At 62.9% G+C, this 12937-nt stretch carries 11 protein-coding genes; 4 read left to right on the top strand and 7 right to left on the bottom strand.

Annotation, left to right across the window (positions count from 1 at the left end):
* Window positions 1-764 precede the first annotated feature (764 nt).
* Window positions 765-1073: a non-histone chromosomal MC1 family protein gene (locus AArcS_RS00985; RefSeq protein ID WP_238478568.1), complete on the bottom strand. Its 309-nt coding sequence runs from the start codon at window positions 1071-1073 to the stop codon at window positions 765-767.
* A 247-nt stretch (window positions 1074-1320) separates the two neighbouring features.
* Here AArcS_RS00985 and AArcS_RS00980 point away from each other — a divergent pair, with 247 nt between their 5' ends.
* Together AArcS_RS00980 and AArcS_RS00975 are read left to right on the top strand one after the other, a co-directional pair.
* Complete coding sequence (locus AArcS_RS00980; RefSeq protein ID WP_238478567.1) at window positions 1321-1518, top strand: hypothetical protein; 198 nt, start codon at window positions 1321-1323, stop codon at window positions 1516-1518.
* Between the two features lie 65 nt (window positions 1519-1583).
* Window positions 1584-2639 (top strand): quinone-dependent dihydroorotate dehydrogenase, encoded by a 1056-nt coding sequence (locus AArcS_RS00975; RefSeq protein WP_238478566.1) that lies wholly within the window; start codon window positions 1584-1586, stop codon window positions 2637-2639.
* Between the two features lie 122 nt (window positions 2640-2761).
* Here the strand turns inward: AArcS_RS00975 and pheT are convergent, their stop codons facing one another.
* The gene (pheT, locus tag AArcS_RS00970) at window positions 2762-4489 is read right to left on the bottom strand and encodes a phenylalanine--tRNA ligase subunit beta (RefSeq protein ID WP_238478565.1); all 1728 of its coding nucleotides are present in this window, start codon (window positions 4487-4489) and stop codon (window positions 2762-2764) included.
* The gene (pheS, locus tag AArcS_RS00965; protein WP_238478564.1) at window positions 4489-6000 is read right to left on the bottom strand and encodes a phenylalanine--tRNA ligase subunit alpha; all 1512 of its coding nucleotides are present in this window, start codon (window positions 5998-6000) and stop codon (window positions 4489-4491) included. Before pheS ends, pheT begins: the two co-directional genes overlap by 1 nt.
* A gap of 347 nt (window positions 6001-6347) precedes the next feature.
* On the opposite strand from pheS, the gene AArcS_RS00960 reads away from it, so the two are divergent.
* The gene (locus tag AArcS_RS00960) at window positions 6348-7433 is read left to right on the top strand and encodes an Mrp/NBP35 family ATP-binding protein (protein ID WP_238478563.1); all 1086 of its coding nucleotides are present in this window, start codon (window positions 6348-6350) and stop codon (window positions 7431-7433) included.
* 53 nt (window positions 7434-7486) lie between these two features.
* On the opposite strand, the gene AArcS_RS00955 is transcribed toward AArcS_RS00960, so the two are convergent.
* The 4 genes from AArcS_RS00955 to AArcS_RS00940 all read right to left on the bottom strand — a co-directional run bounded on the left by AArcS_RS00955 (window position 7487) and on the right by AArcS_RS00940 (window position 12163).
* Window positions 7487-8461 carry a DUF8054 domain-containing protein gene (locus AArcS_RS00955; protein ID WP_238478562.1) on the bottom strand — a complete coding sequence of 325 codons (975 nt, stop codon included), beginning with the start codon at window positions 8459-8461 and terminating at the stop codon, window positions 7487-7489.
* Between the two features lie 72 nt (window positions 8462-8533).
* Window positions 8534-10180, bottom strand: a complete 1647-nt coding sequence (locus AArcS_RS00950) for a tryptophan--tRNA ligase (RefSeq protein WP_238478561.1) — start codon at window positions 10178-10180, stop codon at window positions 8534-8536.
* A gap of 77 nt (window positions 10181-10257) precedes the next feature.
* Entirely contained in the window at window positions 10258-11307 is a 1050-nt protein-coding gene (gene endA, locus AArcS_RS00945; RefSeq protein WP_238478560.1) for a tRNA-intron lyase, read from the bottom strand.
* Window positions 11308-11389: 82 nt separating this feature from the next.
* Complete coding sequence (locus AArcS_RS00940; RefSeq protein WP_238478559.1) at window positions 11390-12163, bottom strand: topoisomerase DNA-binding C4 zinc finger domain-containing protein; 774 nt, start codon at window positions 12161-12163, stop codon at window positions 11390-11392.
* A gap of 96 nt (window positions 12164-12259) precedes the next feature.
* Here AArcS_RS00940 and AArcS_RS00935 point away from each other — a divergent pair, with 96 nt between their 5' ends.
* Window positions 12260-12925 (top strand): HAD family hydrolase, encoded by a 666-nt coding sequence (locus AArcS_RS00935; protein WP_238478558.1) that lies wholly within the window; start codon window positions 12260-12262, stop codon window positions 12923-12925.
* The last annotated feature ends 12 nt before the right edge of the window (window positions 12926-12937 follow it).

Here is a 12937-nt window from a genome sequence, read left to right as displayed (position 1 = left end):
AACATTGCATGAGTCCGTAATCCGGCGACGACCAGGCACGAGCGCCCGGATGTCGCCGAACTACCAGAGCTAACATCAGATTCCATCGTGTACGGCGGACCGCAGGGGTGGAATCCTCATCTCTTCCGGACCAAATCGTACTCCGAGAAAGCCCTTAAGGCCTTCGAAGCGTCTTGGTCTGGTCCAAGCGACTGAGGCCCGAGTTGAACGGGCCATCGGTCGCGTTGTGTCGTTCGCATTCAATCCGAGTGCCCTTAACCACTTAAGGGCGTCGGATCGCGACACCGTCGAACAAGTCGACGGGCACGTTGTGCGCGGTTAGTCTGTAGCCCACATCCACACTTAACGGCGTCGGTTTCCTATTTTGGGTGTGTCGTGGAACGCACCTGCCTCCAAACCGAGGTATGGTCAGAGGGCCACCGAGAGTTTCAGTGGAGTTCGACTGCGCCACGTCGTTGCATTCTGTCGGAAGTCGGTGGTAAACTTAAGACCGTCGAACGAATCCGTCATCGGAAAGGAGTACCATGGGAACGTAGTGACTCACTCGGAGCTACAACAACGACACAACGTGGAAACAGCGCCATAGGCGACCCTAGGCTGGAAAGAATATTACGCGGCTGGAGGTCGGCCGCTCATTCCGCGCATCGTGCGTGTGGTCGGGCCGAGAGATGGCCGCGCAGAATATCAATCGAGACAGGAACAAAAAGTCGTTACGAACCGTATTACTTCACTGAGAGCCGGGCCAAAACGCTGTCACCGAGGGGCTACTCGTCGATGTGATCAATTCCTTCTTTCGAGACGTTCGCCTCAGTGATCTCTTCGGGCATCCAGTCTGGTTTGTCATCGGGGGCCTCCTCGTTCCACGCCCAGCCCTCATAGATATGGACCTTGTCGGTCCCCTTCTCTCTGAGCCGGAGCTCGGTCGTATCCGCATCCTCCTCAGAAGGGGCCGGATCGAGCCGTCGCGCTGCCTTCAGGGCAGCCTGTCGGGGAGTGTTTCCGGAAAACACGCTCGGCTCTTCGCCTTCTTCCTCGCGCAGTGCAAAGTTTCGTTTACCGTCTTCTCGTACCATGATTTGTCGCCTCCATGCGAATCGAACGCATGGTTCAATATAAATATATCCCCGACGGAAAGACCGTTCATATCATCATATATAATACTAACCTTTTCAATCACGTATTCTGTCGTGAAAACGGGCGACGCAGGCAAGATTGGACCAATATGTAGGGCACAAAGGATACGTGCGCACGGATGCGTTCCTGCGGTCGTAGAAAACACTTAAGTATATCGTGTATCGAATCTCGTCATAGAATTCCCTGATGGTACGGAAAAAGAAGCTCAGTCCCAGCGGTGCGAAAGGTGAAGATGGCGAGTACCACAACGTCCATATCAACCTGCACGAAGACGAACTGGCGGTCGCCGGCATGGATATCGGCGACGAAGTGTTTGTTCGCGTACGGGAGGACAAGATCATCATTCAAAAAGCCGACCAAGACGAAGTAGAACACGACTTCTGAATCGCCGTACCGATAGTATAGACCCTTCGGGAGATTTATGATCGAACGCTCGACGACAACATACGATGGGCATATACAGTATTACGAAGCCGCTCTTTTTTAGACTCCCAGCAGAGACAGCCCACAATATCGTTCACACGGGGCTAACGATCGCACAGGGTACGTCGATCGAGCAGTGGACAGAACGCCGATACGCGGTCGACGACGCTCGACTTGGCGTCGACCTGTGGGATCTCGAATTTCCCACACCGGTCGGCGTCGCTGCGGGGTTCGACAAGAACGCGGAGGCACCGTCGATGCTCAGTGCACTCGGATTCGGCCACGTCGAAATCGGCGGCGTTACTGCCGAAAAACAGCCCGGAAATCCACGTCCGCGGATGTTCCGGCTACCCGAAGATAGGGCACTGATCAACCGAATGGGGTTCAACAACGACGGGGCAGATGAGGTTGGTGCACGGATGCAACGCCTTGATCTCCCGGACGTTCCTATCGGTGTGAACATCGGGAAGTCAAAGTCGACGCCACTGGAGGAGGCCGCGGACGATTACGCCTACACGTACGAGCGCGTAGCCGAGCACGGCGACTACTTTGTCGTAAACGTTTCCAGCCCGAACACGCCAGGACTCAGAGAGTTACAGAACCGCGAGCACCTGGAGCGGATCCTCGGCCGACTCAAGGAACTGGGTGCGGATCCACTGCTGGTAAAGCTCTCACCGGACCTTCCGGAAGCGTCGATCGAGGAGGCACTCACCGTCGTTGACGATCTCGACCTTGACGGCGTTATCGCGATCAATACGACAACCGAGCGTGACGACTCGCTACGGAACCCAAACGCCGCCGAAGAGGGTGGGCTCTCGGGGAAACCAATCGAAGATCGGGGGACAGAGACAGTACGCTTCGTCGCCGAGCGAACCGATGTCCCAGTAATCGGTGTCGGTGGCATCTCTGACGCCGAAGGTGCCTATGAGAAGATCCGGGCTGGCGCGAGCATCGTCCAGCTGTATACCGGACTTGTTTTCGAGGGGCCCAGTCTGGCACGCGATATAAACGAGGGCCTGCTAGAGCTGCTAGACCGGGACGGGTTCGACTCGATCGATGAGGCTGTCGGCGCGGATCTGTGAGCTAGGGACACACGTTTTTGTACGAATCCGGGACCAGAGCCGTGTGTGTACTGACCGACGCCGTAGCGTGGGACGTAGAGCGCGCCACGACTCGCTACGGAAGAAAGGGTGGTGCCTGTTCGCTACTGCAGCGCGTCGAGCCGTAGCTCGAACGCCGAGACGGGCAGTTCGAGTTCGTGTTCGACCAGCACCTCGGGATGTATCTCACCGACGACACCCACAGCCGTCCCATCGATCACGATGTCCGCAGTCCGTCCGTCGATGAAGCTTGGATGCGTCGTCGGCGGCGTCTCCAGTTCGACGTCGAAGTTCCGGGCCAGCGTCTGGAGCCGTCCCTTCGCGTCCTCGTAGGTCGCGTCGTGTCGGGCAAGAACACCAGCAACAGCCCGGTGTTCCGCGACGTTCGTGTTCTCCGACTCATCGACCTGCGCGGCGAGACCGATCTCGGCGAGATCCTGCGGGTAGCTCCGGTGGGTGTTCCCTTCGAGCACCATCAGCAGGGAGGGCAGAACCCACGTCCGGAGCATCGTGTAGTCCTCGCTGTAGGGGTTCTTGATCGTGGTCGGCGTCGCCGCACCGAGGGCGTCGTCCTCCGGGGAGATCCCCATCCGATCGAAGTTCTCGGCCTCGTTGATCATGTAGAAGTTGAGCATGTCCTCGAAGCCGAGGCCGACGAGCTGGGTCCGGACGGCGTCTTCGAGCCGGGAGCGCTCGTGTCGACCGCCGACCGTGCTCACGTCCGGGTAGCGCGGTTCGAGATCGTTAAACCCGTACGCCCGCCCGATGTCGTCGACGAGATCCAGCGGGTGAAGCACGTCGACACGGTACGGCGGGATCGTCACTTCGTAGACGAGGTCCCCGTCGTCGTCTTCCACGACCTCGGCGTCGAGACCGGACCGCTCGAAGAGGTCGATTACCTCCTCGGGATCGAAGTCGACGCCAAGCAGCGTCTCGATCCGGGCGTGCGAGACTACTTTCTCGGACACCTCGAAGTCCGGCCTGTGGAGTTCGCGGTCGGAGTACTCCACGACGACATCCTCGATAGTCGCACCACGGGCGTCGAGTGCGTAACAGATGATCGCACACATCCGGTCGATCGTCCACTGATCAGTGCCAGTCAACTCGACGAACAGATCACGGGAATCCGTCGACACCTCGGTCCGGCGGCCGTTGATCACCGGCGGGAACGAGAACAGGCCGATATCGTCGTAGATCGCGGGATACCGGTCGTACTCGCTGACGAGATCCGCGTACGTCTCGCCGGTCGGATGCTCTTCGAGAACCTGTCCGGGGATAAGCTCCCGATCGGAATCGAGTGGGACGAACCGGTCACCGTCGGGAGCGACGCTCGTGTAACGAATGCTGTTGGTCGTTCGCTCCTCGCCCGCAGTGGGGTCGAGCGACGTGCCCTTCAGCATCGTGAGATCGTGGATACCGATCGCACCTTTTGCACGCTTTCGACCCATGGTCGCGTGGAGCTTCTCCTGTAGCTGGATCAGCGAGTCCAGCGCGTCTTCGCTCAGGTTGACGCCTCGGATTACGGCACCGGTCACGTACGGACGCTCCTCGGGGGCGTCCTCAACCTCGATCACCCAGTCCGCGTCGTTCGTGTTCGGGACGTGGACGCCGCGGTCGTCGCCGTACTGATAGCGCAGCGACCGGGCGATCCCCTCGACTGAAAGCCGATCCAGCCGGTCGGGAGCGAACTCCAGTTCGAACTCGCCGTCCTCGGTCGATCCCTCGTATTCGAGACCCAGCGAGAACAGGTCGTCTTTGAGCTGTTCGTCGGATTTCTCCTCGTGGTCGGTCAGGTCGCGCAGTTCGTCGGGGTCGACATCGACTGTTGGCATCAGTACATCACCTCCGTCTCCCGCAGCAGTTCGAGATCACACAGCGTGCCGTGGACGTCGCGGATGTCCTCGAAGCCGTAGATCAGCATGAGCAGGCGTTCGAGTGCGAGGCCCCACGCCATCACGTCACACTCGACGCCCAGCGGTTCGAGCATCTCCTCGCGGAAGATGCCGCTGTTCCCGATCTCGATCAGTTCGCCCGTCTCGGGATGAGTCCCGAACAGTTCGAAGCTCGGCTCCGTGTAGGGGTTGTAGTGCGGTTTGAACTCGATATCAGTGATGCCGAACTGGGCGTAAAACTCCTCGAAGGTACCCATCAGGTCACGCACGGAGAGGTCCTCGGCCATCACCCAGCCCTCGATCTGGAAGAACTCCAGGAGGTGGGTCGGATCGAGCGTGTCGTTCCGGTAGACCTTCTCGACGCTGAAAAATCGCTGTGGCGGTTCGAGCTCGCCGACCTGCTCGCCGGAGAGATAGCGAGTTGAGAGACTGGTTGTGTGTCCACGTAGCGCGAGCGCACGCGCGAAGTCCTCGTCCCACGGGGAGTGGTAGCCGTCGCCGTGCTCGCCGACGCCCTCGCGGTGGGCACGCTCGACGCGCTCGACGAGGTCGGCGGGGAGCTCGTCGATCTCCCGTGGGTTGTCCATGGCAAAGCGGTCCCAGTGGGTCCGTGCGGGATGGTCCTGGGGCATGAACAGACAGTCGTTGATCCAGAAGTCCGCGTCGACGTGTGGGCCCCCCATCTCCTGAAAGCCCATCCCGACGAGGACATCCTTGACGCGATTCGCCGTCTGCCGGAGGATATGCTCTTTTCCGCCGCCGTACTCGGGGGCGTCGGCCTCGACGTTGTACTCGGTAAACTCGACCTCGGCCCACTCGCCACTGGTGAGCAGCTCGGGCGTGAGTCGGTCAACGGTTTCGGCCGCTTCGACGCCCTCCATCAGCGCGGTGACGCCATCGTCAGTGAGTCGGACGGAGCGAACGGTTCGTTCGGAGCGGTCGACCAGGCCCCGGTGATCGAGCTGGTCGAGCGTCTCGGCGTCGATCGCGTCCGTCTGCTGGGTCTCGATGGCGGCGAGTGCAGCGGCTTCGGCGTCCGCGGCAGGGTCCGCAGCAGGATCAGCCGTGATCTCGCCGCTGTCGATGACGCCGTACCCCTTCCGGGCGTAGTTCGAGAGCGCGATGTCGACGGCCGCCCCGTCGAGACCGGATGCGCCGATGGCCTGTCCCATCGAGACCGGCTCGTCGGCGGCGCCGAGTTCGAGCGCCGCCTCGTACAGCCGGACCTCCGGCAGACCGTCGTCGAGATACGCCTGGCCCTCCTCGGTGAGCTCGACGCTCTCCTTGACTTCTTCCTCGATCGAGACGAGTCCGTCGGCTTCGAGGTCGAACGCCGCCCCGGTGACGGTTTCGGGCTTCTCGCCGGTGGCTGACGCTAGTTGATCGATCGTCTGTGCCTCGTCCGCGCTCGCGGCCTCTATGACCGCAACCTGTGATGCTGGGAGTTTCATGGGTTCATATGTCTTAGACTGCGTGGTCGTCAGTTACCGGTTGCGATTTATCGGTCGGTTTCGTCGGCGCGTCGGGCGCGAAGCCGTCGACGCGAATCCACCGATCGATCACGCCGTGGAAAAAAAGCCGAACCCAGTGCTGTCGATCGATGGCTGCGTGGCGACGCTGGCACGGCACATGGGTTCGGATGCCATACCCGCATATACTACAACGGTGAAATAAAAAGCTTTGCGAGTCCGCTACATAGCTTCCCTGTCGATTGTTCCCAGCAGATGAAAACCGACTGGTATCATATACCGCTACTGACCTAACTAGGAACGAAAGACGCGGATCGCACTGACCATCCATGACATCAGAACGTGAACTTCTCGACCGGCTCGGCACAGTAACCGACCCACAGCTAGACGACGATATCGTGTCCCTGGGGCTGATAAACGAAGTGACAGTCGACGACGGAACGGCGTACGTCTCGCTGGCGCTGAACACGCCGTACGCGCCGGGCGAAATGGAGCTTGGCGAGCGGATCCGCGATGCAATCGCGGAACTGGGTCTGGAACCCCAGCTCCAGGCCGACGTCGACGAGTCGGTCGGCTTCGATACTGAAGTGTATCCGGACATCAAGAACGTGATTGCGGTCGCAAGTGGCAAAGGCGGGGTCGGAAAGACCACCGTCGCGACGAATCTCGCTGCAGGGTTGAATGACCTCGGCGCCCGTGTCGGAATCCTGGACGCGGATATTCACGGTCCCAACGTGCCGCGGATCCTCAACGTCGAGGACGAGCCGTCACTGACGGACGACCAGCGTCTCATTCCGCCGAGTTCGGACGGGATCAGCGTCATCAGTATGCGCTTTCTCACGGAAAACGAGGACGACCCAGCAGTGCTCCGTGGCCCGATGGTGAACAACGTCCTCATGCAGTTTGTCGAGGACGTGGAGTGGGGGCGTCTGGATTATCTGATCGTCGATCTGCCGCCGGGGACTGGCGACGCCTCGCTAAACCTGCTTCAGAGCGTCCCTGTTACCGGCGCAGTGATCGTCACGACGCCACAGCAGATGGCCGTCGACGATGCCCGCAAGGGGTTAGAGCTGTTCGCACAGCATGATACCGAGGTGCTCGGTGTCGTCGAAAACATGAGCGCGTTCCAGTGTCCGAACTGTGATGATACCCACGAGGTGTTCGGTCGCGATGGCGCGGACGGGATCGTCGAGGACTACGGTGTCGACCTGCTGGGGCGGCTACCCGTCCACCCGGATCTCGGTGCCGAAGGCACTGGACGGCCGGCGGTCACTGACACGGAAAGCGCCGTCGCCAAACCGCTGACCGAACTCGTCGAGACGGTTGCCGATCGAGTCGGCGAAGTCAACCGGGCAACAGTCGGCGATCACCGTGCCGAGCCGGACGACGCCGACTGGCTCGACGACGGAGCGTAATCGTCCTGAGTCACGTTCCCTGGTTGAGCGACCCGCGGCACAGTCCGAGATTGCTACTCCACTGCCCCCTCGATCGTTTTCGCGTCGACTTCCAGATACCGCTGCTCGCAATCGTTACAGGCAACTGCTACGACCTCCCAGGACCGACAGCACGACTCGACCGTCTCCTCGCCCATCTCGATCGACCCCTCACAGAGCGGGCAGGTCGGCAGGAAGGATCTGAGCGCCTTCAAAATGGGGAGTCGCTGGTGTGGCGCAAGCGCGGCCCAGCGGTCGTGTTCGGCCAATAGCCGCTCGTTCGCCGTCGCGTCGGCGAGCAACGCGCCAGTCGAGAGCCAGCGCTGGCGGCCGACACCGGTTGCCTCGACGACGACGGACTCCTCGTTGTCGGTAACCTCGATCCGCTCGGCGTCGGCGTCAAAAAGCGGCGCGAGGAGGTCAGGATCGAGCACGTCGTCGCGGTGGCGCTCGGTGGCGTCGAGCCACGACCGCTCGAAGGCCTCGGTGAGACAGAGGTCGTCGACCGACTCACAGGGCTCGACGACGTCGAGGTCGCCGAGGAGTTGCTCGGGGACGATATCGGGCTCGGGCGCGTCGGCGTCATCGGCGGGGTCAGTCGACGACGCCGTCTCGGGATCCGCTCCGGTCGCCGTCGCATCGGGAGTACCCGGCGTCGCCCCGTGCCCGGCCTCGACTGACGGGCTCTCGCTATCGGCCTCTCCGTGACCGGTCGCAGCGTCGGCTGCCGGGACGAACTCGTCGGTCGACGCGGGCTCCTTGTCGAACAGCGCAAGCACCCGGTCAGGAAGATACCGTTTCGTCAGCGTAGGCGTTCCGGGAACGAGATACCCGCGGAGGTAGATCGCCGCCAGCGAGAAGACGAAGACGACGACGCCAGCCAGTGGGAACGCCACGCCGACCGCCACCGCCAGCAGGGCCGCAATACAGACGTTGACCACGGTACAGGGTGTACACCGGTTCTCACCGATGTACTCGGGCTGTCTGAGAGGATCGAGACGCGTAGACATAGCTACGGGTACTGCAAGCGGGGTGAAAAATTTCACGGCGGGCTAGCGAAAAGGATTCGTCGACTGGTGGGGTTACCGACGCGCTCGATCGCTGTCGAGTTCGATATCCAGCTCGTCAAGTTTCTCGGCCCACTCGTCGCGTTTCTCCTGATGCTCTTCGAGGAACTCGGCCATCAGCTCGGCGGCCTGTTCCTTGCACCCGCCACAGAGCCGTTCGCCCCCGACACATTCCTCGTAGACCTCCGTTGCGAACTCGTCGTCATCGTCCGCGAGCAAGTAGGCGTACAGCTCGTAGACCGGGCACTCGTCGGCTTTCCCGCCGAGTTCGCGCTGTTTTTCGGCTGTTTCGCGGCCGCCCGTGGTCGCGGATTTGACCTTGTCGTACCCCTCCTCGGGATCGTCCAGCAGCGAGATGTGGCTCGCTGGGATCGAGGATGACATCTTGCCGCCGGTGAGACCGGTCATAAAGCGGTGGTAGATCGACGACGGGGGCAGGAAGCCGTAACCGCCGTGGTCGAGTTCGACCTGCCGGGCGAGCTCGTCGGCGTCCGCACGGGTGAGCTCGAACGTGTCGACGTGATTCTCGTAGACGCGTTTTTCACCCTCGACTGCGTCGATCAGCGCCTCGAAGGCCTCCTCGGTGGCGTTCCGATCGAGGAGCCTGACGCGGGGGCGAACCGGCTCCTTGCCCGCGGCGTCGAGTTTCTCCATGGCTGACTGGCGCTCGTCCTCGGGCGCTGGTTCGTGCTCGCGGAGCCAGTCGGCGATGTCCTCGCACCGAACGGTATCGCGGTCGGCATCCGTGCGGGCCGCCTCGCCGTCAAGCGCTGCGTATGCCTCCGCGATCAGCTCGCGTTCATCCTCGGTTGCCTCGAAGCTCGCGTACGCCTCGGTGACGCCGAAGAACCGGGTTCGAGCCGCGAGGTCGCGCGCGAGACGCATATGCGGATCCTGGTCGGGACCGACTGGGATCACCGTCGGCTTTGGCTCGTCAGCGACCTGCGGGTAGAGGATGTCGGCCATCTGCGTGACGACGCTTTGCATGTGCGAAACATCGGTCTCGCCGTCGAAACCGTAGATCGATCCCAGCTCCGAGTAGTTCGCTTCGATCCCAAGCTCGAAGGCCAGATCCTGTACCTCGCGGTTTGCCGACTGCCGATACAGCGTGCCCTCTTCGGGATCGAAGCCGAGCGCGAGCAGGGAGAGGATGTAGCTCTCGGCGTGCTGGTCAATCTCGTCCCAGGTGAGCCCGCGGGCGCTGTGGGCTTCCAGATCGGCGATCAATCCGTAGGCGTCCCCGCCCTGCTGTTGATGCCAGATGATCTCGTCGAAGACGAGTTTGTGGCCGATGTGGGGATCGCCAGTCGGCATAAAGCCCGACAGGACGGCAAACGGTTCGTTCTCGCGCATCGCTGCGGCGACCGGTTCGTAATCACGGTGACCGAAGATCACGCCGCGACGCATCAGGTAGTGGGGATTCGGCACCGAGTCCAGGAGTTCCTCGAACTCGGCGATACCGAACTCCTCGAACAGTTTGCGGTAGTCCGCGACCGACGAGGACCCCCACGGGTCGAGGGCGACCTCGTCGGCCCCGGCGGCGCTGTCGGCTCCCGCACCGTCGGTCCGGAGGTGGGCCGACGAACGCCAGTTCTCCCCGTCCGAGGCGTCTCGTTCGGACGGCGATGCGCTGGCGTCACGGGAGTCTGTGTTGCGGGTCATCCGTGCGACTACTGGAGAGTGGTGCAGGCGAGCGCATAAACCGTTCGTTTCGGGAGACCGTAGCGTCCCGAAGGCGTTCAGGGAGTGATCCGTTCGACGCCGAGCCAGTCGACGCTCTCGCCGTCGGTCAGCGAGAACACCATCTCCTTGCGGACGCCGTGTGCCAGCCGAATGTCGAGCGACAGATCGCGGGGAGCGAACTCGTGGTCGGGCGGGAGCACCCGGACGAGCCGCTCGGAGTGGCTCAGTTCCTCGACCGATTCGACATCCGCGTAGGTCCGGAAGTCCGCGCCGAACTTGAAGCCGGTTTTGGGGACGACACCCCGCTCGCGGAGAGTGGAGTAGGTGTAGAGTCGCCGGTCGAACCGCTCGCCCTCGACGGCGCGGCCGTGTTCGACGACGGCCTCGTAGCCCCCCTCGACGTCGATCGCGCCCGCGGCGGCGAGCTGGGCGGCCTCGACGAGCGAGAGCTGGAGTCCGTGGATACCCTCGGCGTTACGCTCGGCAAGCGGTTGGCCGTAGAAGCCGCTCTCGTAGAGATTCCCGGGAGGTTCCCAGCAGATCGCCCGGTCCGCAAAGAGGACGGCAGGAATGGTTTCGGGCAGGTCGACCGTGGTCGATCCCTCGATCTCCGGCCGACCCGTCTCGAAGTAGGTGATCTCGCTTTCCTCGTCGACGATCGCGAGGGTGCACTCCCCCAGCGAGGACGCCGCGACGCGCTGGCGCTCGCCGACGACCCGGATTCGGTACTCCACGCGCCCGTCTTCGGGACCCTTCCCACGGGGGTATACGACGAAATCCACGCCGTCAAGCTCGGCCGAACTCGGCGTCCAGCGATCGCGGGCAGGCGAGAGATAGAATCCCCGTGCGCGCAGGTCGGCGTAGACGAGAAACCGGAGGCCAAAGCCGTCCCTGCCCGGCTCGGTGAGAAACTCGCGGAACCCGAGGCGACGGTCGCCGTCGACGACCGCATCCAGATCCCCGCGAAAGAGGAGGTGGGCGGCCTCAACCGGCGCGACGGCGATGTCGTTCCCGCCGGTCGGATAGCCGTAGCCGCGCGCGTCGTAGAACTGCTGGCGTGCGTTGCCCGAGAGGTGGACGACGCCGTCGCGGAGTGTGCCTTCCATTGGGAGACTCTCGCCCGCGGGCGGGCAAAGGTGCTACGGTCCGGAATTGGACCGGGCGACCGGAGGTGGGACAGCCCCCCGGTCATGTCCCGGGAAGTTCGCTGGCCTCACACGTCGCATCGAGACAGCGCCGACCGGTCGGCGTCTCGAACAGTGGGAGACCACAACCACAGGTGCCCACGACCGTCCCCGCGGGGATCGAAAAGCCCGTCTCGCAGTCGGGATAGGAGTCACACCCGGCGATCAGCCCCCCCCGGCGGAGGATCCGGAGGTCGTCGCCACACTCGGGACAGTCCCACGCGCGGTCGAACTCCTCGCGAACCGCGGCGTCGAGCGACTCACACTCCCGATCCATACAGATATCGAATGGGAGACCGCGTTCGGCCCGAAGCCGGGGAAGACCACACTCACAGTGTTCCGATCGGATCGACGCACCAGCCGGAAGACCGTACCGGTTGCCACAGCCAAGACAGGACACTGCGCCGCTTGCGCGGACGAGCGAGCGTCCGCAGTCGGGACAGGAACCGACCGGCACGCCCGCTTCGGTCGCCGGATAGCTGGCGTAGCCGTCCTCACTGTGGCCGACGACCCGGAGCGTCTCCTCGCCCGACCGTGCGGTCACCGAGAACCCACGGTCGCGGGCACAGGTCACCGAGTCGGCGCGGGTGAGCCACGCCACGGGCTGGTAGCCATCGGCGTCGTGGACCAGTACGGTGTTGTCGGGCTTGACGACCACGGTAACGTGGCCGCGATGCTCCTCGCGCCCGTCGCTGTCGTAGATGGAAGTACACTCGCCCGCGAAGACGCGGATCGAGTGGTCGGTCTCGGGTAGGACTGGGTCGGCCGTCTCGGACATGCACCGCTCTGGCCGCGGGTTCGTACTTCAACCTGTGGACCAGCCCCCAGTACCGTGGCGGCGGGTATATCCGGCAGGCCGCTGTACCAGTCGGGTATGCAGGCAGTACTGTGGGATATGGATGGCGTGCTGGTCGACTCCGAGGAGTACTGGGTCGAACTCGAAGAGGAGCGGGTACTGCCCGAAGCAGTCGGCGAGGGCGTCGTCGCCGACGAGGAGATTACGGGCATGAACTACCGCGAGATCTACGACTACCTCGAAGCCCACTACGGCGATCAGTTGCGGGTGGACCGCGAGACGCTCGAAGCCCACTACGAGGACGCCGCCGAGGAGCTCTACGGCGAGCGCGTCGACCTGCTGGAGGGCTTCGAGGGACTTGCCGAGGAGCTCGACAAGCGTGACGTAGCACTCGCTGTCGTCTCATCCTCGCCCCACGACTGGATCGACATCGTCCTCGATCGATTCGGCATCCGGGAGTACTTCGACGCGGTCGTCAGCGGGAACGCCATCGACGGCCGCAGCAAGCCCGAGCCGCTGGTCTACGAGACTGGCGCGGCCGAGCTCGGCGTCGATCCGGCCGACTGCGTCGCCGTCGAGGACTCCGAGAACGGGATTGAGGCGGCGAATCGTGCGGGGATGACGAGCATCGCGTATCGGACCGAAATCAACCCCGGCATGGATTTCTCCGGCGCGGACGTCGTCGCAGAAGGTCCGGACGAACTTCGTGAGACGGTGCTGGCAGTCGTCGACGGCGAGCGCTGACCCGGCGTCGGC

The sequence above is a fragment of the Natranaeroarchaeum sulfidigenes genome (assembly GCF_017094485.1).
In the GTDB taxonomy this organism is placed as follows: Archaea; Halobacteriota; Halobacteria; order Halobacteriales; family Natronoarchaeaceae; genus Natranaeroarchaeum; species Natranaeroarchaeum sulfidigenes.
The sequence above is the reverse complement of the archived record's forward strand: the minus strand, read 5'-3'. Positions and strand labels throughout refer to the sequence as shown.